A 17,043-nucleotide genomic window follows, 5' to 3' on the forward strand; every position below is an offset into this window, starting at 1 on the left:
GATCGTCTCGACAATGGAATTTATCTGAACTGTGTCCCGTGCCAAGGGCGGCACGGGACGGTTCGGTCATGGGCTCGGGAGGAGCCGGTTACATCTTGCCCGGTTACATCTTGCCATCGTCCTGGAAGACCTCGGTCCAGTCCTTGACGAGGCCGTCGAGGGCATCCTTGGCCAAGCCTTGCCCGGCAACGACATAGTCGTGGAAGCGCTTCTGCGATGCCTGCAGCAGCGGGGCATAGCTCGGCTCGGCCCAGAAGTCTTTCACGATGGCCATCGAGTCGAGGAAGGTCTGCGCGTAGGGCTGGCTGGCCGGGAAGCCCGGGTCCTTCACGACCGCGTTGAGACAGGAATAGCCGCCGAGCGACCACCATTTGGACTGCACGTCCTTGTTGGCGAACCATTTGATGTATTTGAGCGCGGCTTCCTGCTTGTCGGAATAGGAGACCACCGAGATGCCCTGGCCGCCGAGCTGGGCGAACTGGTCGCCGTCCGGACCTTTGGGATTGACGAAATAACCTATCTTGTCGCCGCCGACATTCTCGTCCTTCTGCAGGCCTGGCCAGGTGAAGGCGAAGTTCATGTGCATCGCCACCTGGCCGGATTTGAAGGCATCGACGCCTTCGCCCATGTAGCTGTTCGAGGCGCCGGGAGGCGTGCAGCAGTCATAGAGCGCCTTGTAGAACTCCAGGCCCTTCACCGATTTATCGGAGTTGACGAAGCCTTCCATCTCGTAGGGCTTTTTCGGGTTTTCGTACTGGAAGCCGAAGCTGTAGAGTACGTCCATGGCGCCCATGGTGATGCCTTCCGAGCCGCGCTCGGTATAGATCGACGCGCCATAGACGGTTTTGCCGTCGATCTCGCGTTTCTGGAAGAATTCGGCGATCTGCTTCAGCTGGTCGAAGGTCGTCGGCGGGCCGAGATCCCAGCCATACTTTTCCTTGAATTCCTTCTGCAGCTCCGGCCTGGAGAACCAGTCCTTGCGGTAGGTCCAGCCGACGACGTCGCCCATCGCCGGCAGCGCCCAGTAATTTGGCGAGTTCTTCGGCCATTCCGAATAGCCGACGACGGTCGCCGGCACGAAATCGTCCATGCTGATCTTCTCCTTGTCGAAGAAGTCGTTCAGCTTGACGTAATGGCCGTTCTCGGCGGCGCCGCCGATCCACTGGCTGTCGCCGATGATCAAGTCGCACAGCTTGCCGTGCGAATTCAGCTCATTGAGAAAGCGGTCGGCATAGTTGGTCCACGGCACGAACTCGAATTTCATGCCGATGCCGGTTTCCTTGGTGAAGTCCTTGGATAATTCCACAAGCGCGTTGGCCGGGTCCCAGGCTGCCCAGCAAAGCGTCAGATCTTCTGCCTGCGCGACGTTCGAAACGGCTGTCGACGCGACGAGTGCCGAGGCCAGTCCCAACGCCAATTTAAAGGTCGATTTCATGCCTTCCTCCCATTTGCGAAACGCGTCCGGATGACGGTTTCAAGAGCCCGCTAAACCCCTCTCCTCCGGGGCCTAAACACAATGGCGGCAACGCCCAGATGTTCAGTAATTTGTTTAGTGATGCAATTTTTACTAAACAACGCAAGCGAATTCGTTGCTGCACCGCAGCATGCTGGATAGGAACCAACGTGAGAAGTTGCGGCGGCCTGCCTAGGTCACCGTCTTGTTGCTGACCGTCACCGGTCGGATCACTGGGGCCGGCGGCAGCAGCGCGCGGATATCGGCGAAGGGGAAGACCGGCTCGAAGCGGAAGGCCTCGGCGAATGATCCGGCTGGGCCGTTGCACTGGCCGGCGCGAAAGGCGTTCTGCGTGCGCGCCGCGTCGACGAAACGCTCGGGATCCTGCGACTGGTGCGCCCGGATCGCCTCCGCCTTGAGATCGAAATGCGTGGAGGTATCGACGTAGTGCGTTGGCGAAAACCCGGTGCCGCCGAACGTGTCGGCATGCAGCACCGGCACCGAGAATGATGCGGCGATGCGCACGCCATCCGACAGCGCGCGGTGGTCGCCATGATAGTCGTTCGACGCATGCGTGATCGCCAGATCCGGCCCTATCTCGCCGATCACTGCTTTCAGCGCCGTGATCAGGGCCGCGTCCGCCACCAGCGCGCCATCGGGAAAGTCGAGGAAGCGCGGCGTCACGCCAAGCAGACCGGCCGCCGCGGTCGCCTCCTTGCGGCGCGTGCGGGCAAGCGCGGCCGGATCGCCATAGCCGCCCCTGGTGCCATCCGTGGCTATGGCAAAAAAGAGTTCTGCGCCTTGCGCGGCATAGGCCGCCATCGTACCGAACATGAAGATCTCGATGTCGTCCGGATGCGCGCCAAGCGCCAGTATCTTCACTCTCATCTCTCCCGGAAACGGAAAAACGTGCCCAACGGAATTCTGCTCGCTCTCATCGCCTATGCAAGCTATTCGTGCAGCGACGCCGTTGTCAAAAGCCTGGGCGGGCAGTTCAATGTCTTCGAGATCGGATTCTTCTCGACATTGTTTGCCGGCTGTTTCCTGCTTTTCGCCAGGCCGCCAGGCGAGCGCTGGCGCGATTTCTGGCGCACGACCCGGCCCTGGGCGGTACAGGCCCGCGCCTGGGCCGGCATCGCGTCGGGTGTGCTCAGCGTCTATGCCTTCACCACCATCCCGCTGGCGGAAGTCTATGCGCTGATCTTCCTGGCGCCGCTGTTCGTCACCATCCTGGCCACGCTGGTCCTCAAGGAGAAGGTCGGCCCATGGCGGTGGCTTGCGGTCGTCGCTGGCTTTGCCGGGGTCATGCTGGTCGTCAGGCCTGGTTTTCGCGAGTTGCATCTTGGTCATCTGGCGGCGTTCATCATCGCTTTCCTGGCCGCCACCAATGTCATCCTGATGCGTTCGCTCGCCGCTCAGGAAAAACGCACGACGATGCTCGGCGTGCTGATCGGCTACGGCCTGCTCTTCAACGGCGTCGGTGCGGCGGCCACCTCGTTCTCGCTGCCGGATGGCAGGCAATGGGCGTGGCTTGTGCTGGCCGGCGCCTTCACCGCCAGCGGCCAGCTGCTGCATCTGCTGGCGGTCAAATACGCACCGGCCAACAGCATCGCTCCTACGCATTACTCGCAGATCGTCTGGGCGGTGCTTCTGGGCGCGCTGTTCTTCAGGGAATATCCCGATTTTCTGTCGCTGGTCGGGCTCGCCGTGGTCGGCGGTTCCGGCCTGCTGACAATGGTGCGCGAGGAGGTGCGGCTCGGCACGGTGCGCTGGAACCCGTTTTCGCGGACCAGGCTTTGAATCGGCGCCGAGGTTGCGCCGCGACCGCCACCGCTGATATGCGATCGGCGCCAACTGGCTGCACAGCATAGCACAATGACCACAAAACCCTTGCCGGACCTGCCGGTCTCCGCTGTCTTGCCGGCGCTCGATGAAGCGCTGAGCCATGGTAACAGCGCCGTGCTGGTGGCGCCGCCCGGCGCCGGCAAGACGACTTTGGTTCCACTGGCGCTGCTCGACGCTGAATGGCTCGGCGCCGGAAAAATCGTTCTGCTCGAGCCTCGCCGCCTCGCCGCCCGCGCTGCTGCCCGCCGCATGGCCGAATTGCTTGGCCAAGAGCCCGGCGAAACCGTCGGCTATGCCATGCGCATGGAAAACCGCACGTCCGCGAAGACCAGGATTCTCGTCGTCACCGAAGGCGTGCTGTCCCGCATGATCCTCGACGATCCCGAACTGCCCGGTGTCGCGGCGGTGTTGTTCGACGAGTTCCACGAGCGCTCGCTCGACGGCGATTTCGGGCTGGCGCTGGCGCTCGACGTCCAAAGTGCGCTGAGGCCCGACCTCAGATTGCTGGTGATGTCGGCGACGCTCGATGGCGCGCGTGTCGCAAAATTGCTGTCCGGCGCGCCGGTGATCGAGAGCGCAGGCCGCGCCTTCCCGGTCGACATCCGCTTTGACGAGCGGCCGGCCGGCATCGCCATCGAGGACGCGATGGCCAGGGCGATCCGCTCGGCGCTTGCCGGGGAGGTGGGCAGCGTGCTCGCTTTCCTGCCCGGCCAGCGCGAGATCGAGCGCACCGCGGAGCGGCTGGCCGGCAAGGTCGGCGCCGACACGGACATCGTGCCGCTCTTCGGCATGCTCGACAACAAGACGCAGGACGCGGCGATCAAGCCTGCGCCGCCCGGCCGCCGCAAGGTCGTGCTGGCGACGTCGATCGCCGAAACCTCCATCACCATCGACGGCGTGCGCGTCGTCATCGATTCCGGCCTGTCGCGGCTGCCGCGCTATGAGCCGGCGAGCGGCCTGACGCGGCTGGAGACGGTACGTGCTTCCCGCGCTTCCGCCGACCAGCGCGCCGGCCGTGCCGGGCGCACGCAGCCCGGCGTCGCCATTCGGTTGTGGCGGGCCGAGCAGACGACGGCACTGCCGGCCTTCACGCCGCCGGAAATCCTCGAGGCCGATCTTTCCGGCCTGTTGCTCGATTGCGCCGCGTTCGGCGTCGCCGATCCGACCAGCCTGTCCTTCCTCGATCCCCCGCCGGCTGCGGCGCTCACCGAGGCGAGGGCGCTGCTGCGTGCGCTCGATGCGGTCGATGCGGCAGGACGCCTGACGGATGCCGGTGCCGCGATGCGCAGGCTGGCGCTACCGGTGCGGCTCGCCCACATGGTCGCCGAGGCGGCAAGGACCGGACAGGGGCTCGAGGCGGCGATGCTCGCCGTGCTATTGACCGAGCGTGGCCTTGGCGGCGAGGGTGCCGATCTGGAACGGCGGCTAATGCGCTTTCACGCCGAAAGATCGCAGCGTGCCACCGCTGCCCGGCAACTGGCCGAGAGGTTGGCAAAGCAGGCTTCACCCTCCCCCTCGAGGGGAGGGTCGGCGAACGAGCCGAGCGCAGCGAGACGAGGGAGACGGGGCGGGGCCGCCGATGGCGTGCCCGAACCGACCCCGCCCCGATCCGCTACGCGGATCAACCCTCCCCTAAAGGAGGAGGGCAGCACTGCCGGCTCGCTCCTCATCCATGCCTGGCCGGATCGGGTCGCCAAAGCGCGCGGCGAGCGTGGCCGCTTCGTGCTTGCCAACGGCTCGGGCGCCATGCTCGACGCCTCCGATCCGCTGGCCGGCGAGACATGGCTCGTCGTCGCCGACCTGCAGGGCAAGGCGCAGAACGCCCGCATCACCGCGGCGGCAGCCATCGATGAGACCGATATCCGTGCCGCGCTGGCGGAAAGGATCGAGACGCGCCGCGAGGTCAGCTTCGACCGCGACAGGCGCGCGGTGCGGGTGCGCGAAACGGTTCGCCTCGGGGCCATCACGTTGTCCGAACGCATGCTGCCGGCGCCGACCGGTGCCGACGCGGATCGCGCCATCCTCGACGCCTTGCGCGAACACGGCCTGTCCCTGTTGCCGTGGAACAGGGAGGCGGAGACGTTGCGGCAGCGGCTCGGCTGGCTGCATCGCGGCCTCGGCGCGCCATGGCCCGATGTCTCCGATGCCGCGCTCGTCGAGTGCCTCGACGACTGGCTGCTGCCATTCCTTTCCGGTGCCACAGCCTTTACGGCGATTGATCCTAGCGTGCTTTCGCAAGGCCTGATGACGCTGGTGCCGCACGAATTGCAGCGCAAGATCGACACATTGGCGCCGACCCATTTCGACGCGCCGTCGGGCAGCCGGCTACCGATCCGCTATGACGGCGAATGGCCGGTGCTGGCGGCGCGCGTGCAGGAGCTGTTCGGCCTCGACCGGCATCCGGCGATCGCCAACGGCACTGTGCCGCTGACCCTCGAATTGCTGTCGCCGGCGCACCGGCCGATCCAGACGACGCGCGACCTGCCCGGCTTTTGGCGCGGCTCCTGGGCCGATGTGCGGGCAGACATGCGTGGCCGCTATCCCAGGCATGTCTGGCCGGAGAACCCGCTTCTCGCCGCCGCCACCAGCCGCGCGAAGCCGCGCGGTACCTGATGCTTCCCGGACCATGATCACAACCCGAAGGTCCGCGTCAGGGGAAAGTGGTCCCGGTTTTCGGAAAGACCTCCAGCGGTTTCCCCTCTATAATCCCGCCATGATAAACATTCTGCACGCGCCCGACTTCCAGCAAAGCCAGCGGCTGCGCCTCAACACGCTGATCAGGCTGCGTTGGCTTGCCATTGTCGGCCAGAGCCTGACCGTGCTTGTCGTCGCCTACGGGCTGAAATTTCCGCTGCCGGTCAGCATGTGTTTTGCGCTGATCGCTTGTTCGGCCTGGATGAACCTGTTGCTGACCTTCCGCTATCCGGCGGCGCATCGGCTTACCCCGTTCTCGGCCTTTGCCATCCTGACCTTCGACAGCCTGCAGCTTGCCGGCCTGCTCTACATGACCGGCGGCCTTACCAATCCGTTTTCGCTGCTGATGACCGTGCCCGTCGTCGTCTCGGCGACGTCGCTGCCGCTGCGATTGACGGCTCTGCTCGGTGCGCTGGTGATCGTGGCGGCGACGCTGCTGGTCTTCTACCACCTGCCGCTGCCCTGGCATGAGGGGGCGCCATTGGCGATGCCGTTCATCTATGTCGCCGGCATGTGGATGGCGGTGTTCTGCTCCATCGCCTTTACCGCGATCTATGCCTTCCGGGTGGCAGAGGAGGCGCGGCTGCTTGCCAACGCGCTTGCCGCCACGGAATTGGTGCTTCAGCGAGAACAGCATCTCTCGGCCCTCGACGGCCTCGCCGCGGCCGCCGCGCACGAACTCGGCACGCCGCTCGCCACCATCACGCTTGTCGCCAAGGAGATGGAGAAGGCGCTTGGCGAAGATCCGAAATACGGCGAGGACGTGAAGCTGCTGCGTTCGCAGAGCGAGCGCTGCCGCGAAATCCTGAAGCGCCTGACCAGCCTTTCCTCCGAGAGCGAAGTGCACCTCTCGCGCCTGCCGCTGACCTCGCTCGTCGAGGAAGTGACGGCACCGCACCGCGATTTCGGCATTTCGATCAAGCTTCGGCCGGGGGAGCGCATCGGCCCGGAACCGGTGGGCCGGCGCAATCCCGGCGTCATTTACGGGCTCGGCAATTTGGTCGAGAACGCCGTCGACTTCGCCCGCAAGAACGTCACCATACGCTGGAGGTGGAACGAGGCCGCCGTCAGCTTCTCGATCATCGACGACGGGCCGGGCTTTCCACCGGAGATCATCGACCGTATCGGCGAACCCTATATGTCGACCCGCCAGGGCACCGAAGCCGGCGGCGGCCTCGGCCTCGGCCTATTCATCGCCAAGACCTTGCTCGAACGCTCCGGCGCGACGCTCGATTTCCGCAATTCGAGCGAGCCCGGCGAGGGCGCTATCGTGCAGATATCGTGGCCGCGCAGCGTCTTCCTTAATCCCGAGCAGGCTTCGGCCACCATGTTCGACACGGCCTAAATTGGACAATAGCGTTGCGAAACTATATTTGCGTAAAAATCAGGCAGCAGGATTTTCAGCACGATGAGTACTGACGAAACGATTGGCGCAATGGTCGAAGGCGAGGACACCTCGCTGCTGATCGTGGACGACGACAAGCCGTTCCTGACGCGGCTTGCCCGCGCCATGGAAACCAGGGGTTTCGTGGTCGAGACGGCGGAGAGCGTCGAGGAGGCGGTTGCCAAGGCGCGCGCCAATCCGCCGGCCTATGCGGTGGTCGACATGCGGCTGGCCGACGGCAACGGCCTCGACGTCGTCGCTGCCATTCGCGAGAAGCGCGACGATGCTCGCGCCATAATCCTTACAGGCTATGGCAACATCGCCACTGCGGTGACGGCGGTAAAGCTCGGCGCCATCGACTATCTATCGAAGCCGGCCGATGCCGACGACATCTTTGCAGCCCTGACCCGCACGGCGGGCGAACGTGCCGCGCCGCCGGAAAATCCAATGTCGGCTGATCGCGTGCGCTGGGAACACATCCAGCGCGTCTACGAAATGTGCGACCGCAATGTCTCGGAAACCGCACGCCGCCTGAACATGCATCGCCGCACGCTGCAACGCATCCTCGCCAAGCGCGCGCCGCGCTAAAAGGTTCTGACTGCAGGCTTGCCCGGCCAGCGCCGTTTGCGCATCATCGCTGGGCGGTGCGTCGGACCTTGCCGCTGATACGACGGAGGCGACATGCAGGACGAAAAGCGGCTGGTCTCCATGCTGCGCGAATTCCTCGACAGCGAGGCGGCCGGCGGCCTCATCCTGATGGCTGCGGCGGCCCTGGCCCTGATCGTCGCCAATTCGCCGCTGGCCGAAGCTTATTTCTCCGCCCTCCATGCCTATCTCGGACCGCTCAGCGTCTCGCACTGGATCAATGACGGCCTGATGGCGGTGTTCTTCCTGCTGGTTGGCCTCGAGATCAAGCGCGAGATGCTCGACGGCCAACTCTCGACCTGGCCGCGCCGCGTGCTGCCCGGCATCGCCGCCGCCGGTGGCATGGCGGTGCCAGCACTGGTCTACGTCGCCATCAACCGCAATAATCCAGCCGCTCTGTCCGGCTGGGCGATCCCGACCGCCACCGATATCGCCTTTGCGCTCGGCGTGTTGTCGCTGCTCGGCAGCCGCGTGCCGGGCTCGTTGAAGATATTCCTTACCGCGCTCGCCATCATCGACGATCTCGGCGCCGTGCTCATCATCGCGGTGTTCTATACCAGCGGCCTGTCGCTCGCCTATCTCGGCGCCGCCTTCGCCGTCATCGCGCTGCTGGTGGTGCTCAACCGCATGCGGGTGCTGACGCTGCTGCCTTATATCGTGCTTGGTGTCGTGCTGTGGGTTTTGGTTTTGAAATCGGGCGTCCATGCGACGCTCGCCGGGGTCGCGCTGGCTCTCACCATACCGCTGAAGATCTCGTCGGGCAGCGGCCACGATCTCGACCATTCGCCGCTGCACCGGCTCGAACACGGCCTGCACAAAATCGTACCCTTTTTCGTCATCCCGATCTTCGGTTTTGCCAACGCCGGCGTTTCGCTCGGCGGTCTCAGCGCTGCCGCCCTGGTCGAGCCGCTGACGCTCGGCGTCGCCGCGGGTCTCGTCGCCGGCAAACTGGTCGGCGTGTTCGGGTCTTCCGCGCTTGCCATCCGGCTTGGCTTCGCTGATCTGCCGGTCAATACCGGCTGGCTGCACATGATCGGCATTTCGCTGCTCTGCGGCATAGGCTTCACCATGAGCCTGTTCATCGGCCTGCTCGCCTTCGCCAGCGACGTCGCTCTGCAGGACGCGGTCAAGGTCGGCATCCTCGCCGGCTCTTTCATCGCAGCGATCCTCGGCGCCGCTGTGCTGCTGGTTGCGCCGGCCGCGAGCGGGGCGGAGGAGGCGGAAGAATAATCGCGTGGCGCCTTCGGCCTGAGGCCACCGTCTCCCCGAGGGCGCTATCCGTGCGCAATCATGACGTGGCGGACTGCGGTATAGTCCTCCAGCGCATATAGCGACATGTCCTTGCCGTAGCCGGATTGTTTCAACCCGCCATGCGGCATCTCGTTGGTCAGCATGAAATGGGTGTTGATCCAGGTGCAGCCATATTGCAGGCGCGCGGCCGTCGCCATGGCGCGCGAAACATCCTTGGTCCACACCGACGACGCCAGGCCGTAGTCAGAATCATTGGCCCAGTTCACCGCTTCGTCGACTTCGGAAAAGCGGGTGACCGAGACCACCGGGCCGAACACTTCGCGGCGCACAATCTCGTCCTCCTGCAGCGCGCCGGCGACGACGGTCGGCTGGTAGAAGAAGCCGGAGCCCTCGCCCGGCATGCCGCCCGTAGTGATCTCGATGTGCTTGAGCTCCGAGGCGCGCTCGACGAAGCTCGAGACGCGGTCACGCTGGCGACGCGAAATCAGCGGGCCGATCTCGTTCTCGGTATCATCGGGGCGATCATACTTGATGGTCGAGACCGCAGCGGAGAGGTCCGCGACAAGTTTGTCATAGATCTTCTTGCCGGCATAGATGCGGCAGGCGGCGGTGCAATCCTGGCCGGCATTGTAATAGCCGAAGGCGCGCAGGCCGTTGACCACCGCACCGAGATCGGCGTCGTCGAAGACGATGACCGGCGCCTTGCCGCCGAGCTCGAGATGTGTGCGCTTGACCGATTTAGCGGCGGCCTGCAGCACCTTCTTGCCGGTGGCGACGTCGCCGGTGATCGAGATCATGTTGACCTTCGGATGGTTGATCAGCGTGTTGCCGACGCTGTCGCCGCGGCCGAGCACGACGTTGACGACGCCTTCCGGCAGGATCTCGACAAGGATTTTCGCCAGCTTCAGCGCGGTCAGCGGCGTCTGTTCCGACGGCTTGAAGACGACCGTGTTGCCGCCGGCAATCGCCGGCGCCAGCTTCCAGGCCATCATCATCAGCGGATAGTTCCACGGCGCGATCGACGCCACAACGCCGATGGCGTCGCGTCGGACCATCGAGGTGTGGCCGGGAATGTATTCGCCGGCGACCTGGCCAGGCATCGAGCGGACCGCGCCGGCAAAGAAGCGGTAGCAGTCGACGATCGCCGGGATCTCGTCATTGAGCACGGCATTGATCGGCTTGCCGCAGTTCAGCGCCTCGAGCGCCGCAAAATCCTTTGCCGCAGCCTCGATGCGATCAGCGATCTTCAGGAGATAGCCGGCGCGCTGCGCCGGTGTTGTGCGGGACCAGGTGACGAAGGCTTTTTCGCCGGCAAGTACGGCCGCCTCGATCTGGACCGGGCTGGCCTCGGGCAGATTGAGGATGGTCGCCCCGGTCTTCGGGTTGAGGATCGGTTCCTCGGTCTCGGTGCCTTTTTCGAATTTCGAGCCGATCAGCATCTGCGTGTCCATGGAAGTCTCTCACTTATGAACGAGATCATTTGCCCGAACCGGCGATCTGGTCGCCGTCGCGGGTCAGGTAATAGGCAGCGAGGATGGGAAGCAGCGTCACCAGCACCACGACCATGGCCACGACATTGGTGACCGGACGCTGGCGCGGACGGATCAATTCCTCCAGCATCCAGATCGGCACCGTCTGCTGCTGGCCGGCGGTGAAGGTGGTGACGATGACCTCGTCGAAGGACAGCGCAAAGGCAAGCATGCCGCCGGCCAGCAGCGCGGTTGCGATGTTGGGCAGCACGACATGCCGAAAGGTCTGGAAACCATCGGCGCCGAGGTCCATCGACGCCTCGATCATTGAGCCGGACGTGCGGCGGAAACGGGCGACCGCATTGTTGTAGACGACGACCACGCAGAAGGTGGCGTGGCCGAGCACGATCGTCCAGAACGAGAACGGGATTTCGGCGAGCGCGAAGGCCGAGCGCAGCGCGATGCCGGTGATGATGCCGGGCAGTGCGATGGGCAGGATGACCAGCAGCGAGATGGTTTCGCGGCCGAAGAATTTTGTGCGCGACACGGCAGCGGCGCACAGCGTGCCGAGGACCAGCGCGATGGCGGTCGAGATCGCCGCGACCCGCACCGACAGCGATAGCGCCTGCCAGACGTCGGGGCGATTCCAGGTGACGGCGAACCATTGCGTGGTCAGGCCCGGCGGCGGCCAGACGAAGCTCTTCTCCTCGGTGGTGAAGGCATAGACGAAGATCAGCAGAATCGGCAAATGCAGGAAAAGCAGGCCGCCGGTGGCAGCGAGCTTCAGTCCGATCGGCGCGGATGGGCCACGGTCAGAGCGCATCGAAGGCCTCCATGCGCTTGGCGCCCCAGAGATAGAAGCCCATGATGACGATAGGCACCACGGTAAAGGCGGCGGCGAGCGGGATGTTTCCGGCGGTGCCTTGCTGCGAATAAACGGCCTGGCCGATGAACAGCCGCGAGGTGCCGATGATCTGTGGGATGATGTAGTCGCCGAGCGTCAGCGAGAAGGTGAAGATCGAGCCGGCGACGATGCCGGGCAGCGCCAGCGGGAACAGCACGTTGCGGAAGGTCTGCCCGGGCGAGGCACCGAGATCGGACGAAGCCTCGACCAAATTGCCCGGCACGCGCTCGAGTGCGGCCTGCACCGGCAGGATCATGAACGGCAGCCAGACATAGACGAAGACGATGAAGGTGCCGGTTGAGGAGACCGACAGCGAGTTGCCGCCGACGACCGGCAGCGACAGCCAGGCGTCGAGCAGCCACAGAAGATGCAATTTGGCCAGTAGCCACGTCAGGATGCCTTCCTTGGCGAGAATCAGCTTCCAGGCATAGATCTTGACCAGGTAGCTCGACCACAGCGGCAGCATGACGCCGAGATAAAACAGCGCCTTCCAACGGCCGCGCGCATAGCGCGCCGCGTAATAGGCGATGGGAAAGGCGATGACCGCCGCCGCCAGCGTCACCAGCGCCGCCATCGTCACCGTGCGCAGGATGATGTCGAGATTGGCGGCCTGCAGCAGGTCGCCATAAGTCTTCAGCGTGAACTGCCGGTTGATCAGGCCGGAGAACTCGTCGATCGAAAAGAAGCTCTGCAAAAGCAGTGCGAAGAGTGAGCCGATATAGACGATGCCGAGCCACAGGACCGGCGGCAGCAGCATGAGCAGAAGCAGGAATTGCGGCCGGCGCCAGAAGAGGTCGGAGAGCGCGCCACGCAGGCCGCCGCTTCCCGGCAGGATGGCGGGCGCCGTGGCCCGCGGCATGGCAGCGTCCAGGCTCATCCGAGATCGTCCATCAGATGTAACTGCTCGCGGTTGAAGGTGAGCGCCACCGCCTCGCCTTCCCGGGGCAAGGCAGCACCCGCCGGCACGATGACATGCAGCCGCAAGCCCTCTGCATCGAGTGCCAGTCTTGTCGTGGCGCCGAGATAATTAGTCGACACCAGGCGGGCGGCAACGCCGTCGCCCTTGGCCGCCCGGCCGATGCGAATGGATTCGGGCCGCAGGCTGCCCCAGCGATGCTGGCCGGCATAGCGCTGGACGAAATCCGGCGGCAACACGTTGGACGAGCCGACGAAATCGGCGACGAAGCGGGTCTTGGGGCGCTGGTAGATGTCTTCCGGCGTGCCGATCTGCATGATCTTGCCATCGTTGAACACGGCGACGCGGTCGGCCATCGACAGCGCTTCGCCCTGGTCGTGGGTGACGAACACGAAGGTGATGCCGAGCGCCTTCTGCAGCGATTTCAACTCCTCCTGCATGTTTTCGCGAAGCTTGAGGTCGAGCGCGCCGAGCGGCTCGTCGAGCAGCAGCACCTTGGGCTGGTTGACCAGCGCACGGGCGAGCGCGACGCGCTGGCGCTGGCCGCCGGAAAGCTGGCCAGGGCGACGCGCGCCATAGCCGGGAAGCCGCACCAGCGCCAGCGCGTCTTCCGCCGCCTTTTGCCGTTCCGGTCTGCCGATGCCCTTGACCATCAGCCCATAGGCGACATTGTCGAGCACGTTGAGATGCGGGAACAGCGCATAATCCTGGAACACGGTGTTGACGTTGCGGCGATAGGGCGGCACGCCCTCGGCACGTTCGCCGAAGATCGAGATCGACCCCGCCGTCGGCTGCTCGAAACCGGCAATGAGGCGCAGGCACGTCGTCTTGCCCGAGCCGGAAGGCCCGAGCATGGCGAAGAACTCGCCCGGCACGATGTCGAGATCGATCGCGTCGACCGCACGCACGCTGCCGAAATGGCGGGAGACTTTTTGGAAGGAAACGGCGGAGGTCATGGGGCTGTCCTGATCTGTCAGGCTCATCAAATTTTCATGCGGTTGCGCCGCCCCTCATCCGCCTGCCGGCACCTTCTCCCCGTAGGGTGGACGGGGAGAAGGGAGACGCTCCAACGCTGGCGGCCCCCGTTCTTCACCGGGAGAGGGTAAGGGTGACGGGCAGCGCCGGGCTTCGTAGGTGAGGCGAACTCACCGCCCGCCGATGACGCCGATATAGTCCGACACCCAGCGGTAGTAGGGTACGCACTGGTCGTTCTGGGTGGCGCATTTCGAGACCGGCGTCTTCCAGAACTTGATCTTGTCGAAATTGTCGTAGCCGTTGGTCTTGCAGCCTTCTTCGCCGAGCAGTTCGTTGCCCTTGCAGGCGGCAGGCACCACTGGCAGCGAGCCGAACCAGGCGGAGACGTCGCCCTGCACTTTCGGCGACAGCGAATGCTCCATCCACATGTAGGCGCAGTTCGGGTGGGCAGCATCGGCCTCCATCATCGTGGTGTCGGCCCAGCCGGTAACGCCCTCCTCGGGGATGGTCGAGGCGACCGGCTTCTTGGCCGCGATCAGCGTGTTGACCTGGTAGGGCCAGGAGCCGGAGGCGACGACGCCTTCGTTCTGGAAATCGTCGACCTGGATGGCGGCGTCGTGCCAATAGCGTCCGACCAGCGTACGCTGGACCCGCAGAAGGTCGAGCGCGGCCTTGTACTGGTCTTCGGTCAGTTCGTACGGATCCTTGATGCCGAGCTCCGGCTTGTGGGCCATCAGGTAATTGGCGGCATCGGCGATGTGGATGGGCCCGTCATAGGCCTGGACGCGGCCCTTGTTCGACTTGCCGTCGGAAAGCTTCATTTCCTCGAAGACCACGTTCCAGCTCTTCGGCGCCTCCTTGAACACTTCGGTGTTGTACATCAGCACGTTCGGCCCCCACTGATAGGGGACGCCGTAATGGACTCCGCCGACGGTGAACCAGGGCGCATCCTTCAGCCGGTCGTCGACCGTCTTCCAGCTCGGTATGAGGTCGGTGTTGATCGGCTGGACGCGCTTGCCGGCGACAAGGCGCAGCGAAGCGTCGCCCGAGGCGGTGACGAGATCGAAGCCGCCCTCGTTCATCAGCGAGACCATCTCGTCGGAGGTGTTGGCGGTCTTGACGTTGACCTTGCAGCCGGTTTCCTTCTCGAACGAAGTGACCCAATCATAGCCCTTGTCGGTTTCGCCGCGCTCGATATAGCCCGGCCAGGCGACGATATTGACCTCGCCTTCGCCCTTGCCGAGCTCCTTGACCTGGGCGACGGCCTGGCCGGAGAAGCTCAGCGCGACCGTCAAAGCAGTGCATGATTTCAGCAATGAATTCATCGTCGATCTCCCATTTTTGCATGACCTCGAAACCGGTTTCGGTTTTCGGAAGAAGATCATGCGCCCGTTCAAAGACGTTGGATGCGCGGCTCTGAGGGGCCGTGCTCCGGCGGCAGCTTTGTTCCCTGACCGAAAAGTGCTGCGAAATTTCCGGTTTCGCAAATTCATTTATCAGAAACCCGATATCGATTTTTCCGATACGTCAGCGGCCAATCTTCTCGGGCCTTTGGCGCACCATGCGCTGCGACTGGGCAAGTCCGATGAAGTCGCGCGCCGCCTGCGGCAGACCGGAGCCGCGCCGCCAGACCATGCCGACCTGGACGACCGGCAACGACCCCGAAATATCGCGCGATTCGATGCGGTCGCCTTCCAGCGACCATGGCCGGTAGACGAGATCGGGCAGCAGCGCCACGCCGGCGCCGGTAGCGACGAGGCTGCGCACCGCTTCGACCGAGCGGGTGCGGAAGGCCACATGCGGCTTGGCGCCGATTGCCGTCAGCAGCTTTCCGGTATTCTCCTCGATCTCGTCGACGGTCAGCATGATCAGCGGTTCCGAGGCGATGTCGCCGATGCCGATGATGTCGGCACCGGCCAAGGGGTGGCCGAGCGGCAGCCACAGCCGGTAGGCCGAGACTTCGAGGATTTCGGACTGCAGCGCGGTGCGGTCGCGCAGGTTCGAGGTGACCATGACGGCAATGTCGAGCTTGCCGCCGATCAACAGATGCTCGAGATAGTCGCCATTGTCCTCGATCGCCGAGACCTCGACACCCGGATAGGCGCGGCGGTAGCGGGCAAGAAGATCGGAAAGCACATAGCCAGCGACCAACGAGGTGACGCCAAGTTGCAGCCGCCCGCTTGCCGCGATCCGTTCGCCGAAGAAGGCGCGGCGCGCATCGGAAACGTCGGCCAGGATCTTCCTCGCATGGCGCAGGAACTGGTGGCCTTTGTGGGTGATATTCAAGCCGCGCGGGTGGCGCTCGAACAGCTCGACGCCGAGATCGTGCTCCAGCTCCTTGATCGCTTCGGTGACCGAGGATTGCGAGATCGACAGGTTCTGGGCGGCGCCCGACACTGTGCCCTGCTCGGCCACGGCGATGAAGAACTGCAATTGGCGGATGGTGAAAGCCATGGCCGGACTAAACACGGCAGAGGCGGCGCTGGGAAGTGGGTGCTGGTGCCGATCTGCCGATAGAGCTCAGCCCTCGCTTCCGCCGTCCGCAATGCTGAGCCGCGCGCCGGCCTGGACGAGGGCGGCGGCGATGTCGTGCGGCGGCCGCCGGTTGGTGGCGAGTTCGGAAAAGCCGCCGAAGCCGCAGACCTGAACAAGGCCCTGGCGGCCGAACTTGCTGTGGTCGGTGACGACAAGCGAACGCTGACCGCGCGACAGCACCATGCGGGCGAATTCGGCCTCTTCCAGATCATAGTCCATGACGCCGGTGACAGCATCGACCGCACCGGTCGATATCACTGCATGGCTGACGGAAAAACGGCTGACGAATTCGATGGCCGAGACGCCGAAGGCAGCACCGGAATCGCTGCGCAGCTCGCCGCCGGCCATATAGACCTTGTTGCCGTTGACGGTGGCCAGTGTGCGGGCGATGTCGGAGGAGTTGGTGACGACCGTCAGCCGCCGGTGGCCGAGCAGTTCCCGGGCCAGGAATGAGGTGGTGGTGCCGGTGTCGAGCATGATCGATTCGCCGTCGCGGATGGTGGCGGCGACCATGCGGGCAATAGCTCGCTTGGCATCGGCGTTCTCGCGCATGCGCCGCTCGAACGGCGCTTCGCCGGCAATCGACGGCAGGCCGACGGCGCCGTGCATCTTGAGGATGGAACCGTCGCTGGTCAGTGGCTTGACGTCGCGGCGTACTGTCTCCAGCGAGACGCCCAGCCGATCAGCCAGGCTGGCAATGGTAACGGTGCCTTCCTCCTTGAGGAGGCGCAGGATTTCGCCATGCCGCTTCGAGTGGAGCATCAGTTCCATCCGGTCGGATTGTTGCACCATTGACCGATTCTACGGCATAAATGCCACTAACTCCAGGAAATTTAGCAAAATTCGGGCAAAAAACCAGAAAACACCACAATTTCGCGTTGACAACGCCTCCAGCGTGGCGCGACATTATCGCCGTGACAGGCTCGGAACGGAGGACGACGGCTGAGCCGCACGAAAAATCGCCTGCCCGAA

The 17,043-nt window shown here is 64.3% G+C and carries 14 protein-coding genes; 5 read left to right on the top strand and 9 right to left on the bottom strand.

Features of this window, described 5'->3' with window-relative positions:
- Positions 1-103 precede the first annotated feature (103 nt).
- Entirely contained in the window at positions 104-1,435 is a 1,332-nt protein-coding gene (locus NKH50_RS09505; RefSeq protein ID WP_352751982.1) for an ABC transporter substrate-binding protein, read from the bottom strand.
- A gap of 210 nt (positions 1,436-1,645) precedes the next feature.
- Positions 1,646-2,335 carry a PIG-L deacetylase family protein gene (locus NKH50_RS09510; RefSeq protein WP_352751984.1) on the bottom strand — a complete coding sequence of 230 codons (690 nt, stop codon included), beginning with the start codon at positions 2,333-2,335 and terminating at the stop codon, positions 1,646-1,648.
- Between the two features lie 27 nt (positions 2,336-2,362).
- Between NKH50_RS09510 and NKH50_RS09515 the strand changes: the two genes are divergently transcribed.
- The 5 genes from NKH50_RS09515 to nhaA all read left to right on the top strand — a co-directional run bounded on the left by NKH50_RS09515 (position 2,363) and on the right by nhaA (position 9,251).
- Entirely contained in the window at positions 2,363-3,253 is an 891-nt protein-coding gene (locus tag NKH50_RS09515; protein WP_352878201.1) for a DMT family transporter, read from the top strand.
- Positions 3,254-3,328: 75 nt separating this feature from the next.
- On the top strand, positions 3,329-5,911 hold the full coding sequence (gene hrpB, locus NKH50_RS09520) for an ATP-dependent helicase HrpB (protein ID WP_352878204.1): 2,583 nt from the start codon (positions 3,329-3,331) through the stop codon (positions 5,909-5,911).
- A 100-nt stretch (positions 5,912-6,011) separates the two neighbouring features.
- Entirely contained in the window at positions 6,012-7,337 is a 1,326-nt protein-coding gene (locus NKH50_RS09525; protein WP_352506958.1) for an ActS/PrrB/RegB family redox-sensitive histidine kinase, read from the top strand.
- Between the two features lie 63 nt (positions 7,338-7,400).
- Complete coding sequence (locus NKH50_RS09530; protein ID WP_023676342.1) at positions 7,401-7,964, top strand: ActR/PrrA/RegA family redox response regulator transcription factor; 564 nt, start codon at positions 7,401-7,403, stop codon at positions 7,962-7,964.
- Positions 7,965-8,057: 93 nt separating this feature from the next.
- Complete coding sequence (nhaA, locus tag NKH50_RS09535) at positions 8,058-9,251, top strand: Na+/H+ antiporter NhaA (RefSeq protein WP_352738648.1); 1,194 nt, start codon at positions 8,058-8,060, stop codon at positions 9,249-9,251.
- 44 nt (positions 9,252-9,295) lie between these two features.
- Here nhaA and NKH50_RS09540 read toward each other — a convergent pair whose 3' ends face one another.
- The 7 genes from NKH50_RS09540 to NKH50_RS09570 form a co-directional block, all read right to left on the bottom strand.
- Positions 9,296-10,723, bottom strand: coding sequence for a gamma-aminobutyraldehyde dehydrogenase (locus tag NKH50_RS09540; RefSeq protein ID WP_352878208.1), 1,428 nt, complete (start codon positions 10,721-10,723; stop codon positions 9,296-9,298).
- A gap of 25 nt (positions 10,724-10,748) precedes the next feature.
- A complete protein-coding gene (locus NKH50_RS09545; RefSeq protein ID WP_352479858.1) occupies positions 10,749-11,564 on the bottom strand; it encodes an ABC transporter permease in 816 nt (271 codons plus the stop codon).
- Complete coding sequence (locus NKH50_RS09550) at positions 11,554-12,504, bottom strand: ABC transporter permease (protein WP_352878559.1); 951 nt, start codon at positions 12,502-12,504, stop codon at positions 11,554-11,556. Before NKH50_RS09550 ends, NKH50_RS09545 begins: the two co-directional genes overlap by 11 nt.
- Positions 12,505-12,518: 14 nt before the next feature.
- Positions 12,519-13,517, bottom strand: coding sequence for an ABC transporter ATP-binding protein (locus NKH50_RS09555; RefSeq protein WP_352878211.1), 999 nt, complete (start codon positions 13,515-13,517; stop codon positions 12,519-12,521).
- Positions 13,518-13,706: 189 nt separating this feature from the next.
- Positions 13,707-14,861 (bottom strand): ABC transporter substrate-binding protein, encoded by a 1,155-nt coding sequence (locus NKH50_RS09560; protein ID WP_352878214.1) that lies wholly within the window; start codon positions 14,859-14,861, stop codon positions 13,707-13,709.
- A 202-nt stretch (positions 14,862-15,063) separates the two neighbouring features.
- Positions 15,064-15,990, bottom strand: a complete 927-nt coding sequence (locus NKH50_RS09565; protein WP_254816127.1) for a LysR family transcriptional regulator — start codon at positions 15,988-15,990, stop codon at positions 15,064-15,066.
- A gap of 66 nt (positions 15,991-16,056) precedes the next feature.
- Complete coding sequence (locus NKH50_RS09570) at positions 16,057-16,833, bottom strand: DeoR/GlpR family DNA-binding transcription regulator (protein WP_352878561.1); 777 nt, start codon at positions 16,831-16,833, stop codon at positions 16,057-16,059.
- Positions 16,834-17,043: the final 210 nt, after the last annotated feature.

Origin of the sequence: Mesorhizobium sp. M1027 (assembly GCF_040318745.1) — a bacterium.
GTDB lineage: Bacteria > Pseudomonadota > Alphaproteobacteria > Rhizobiales > Rhizobiaceae > Mesorhizobium.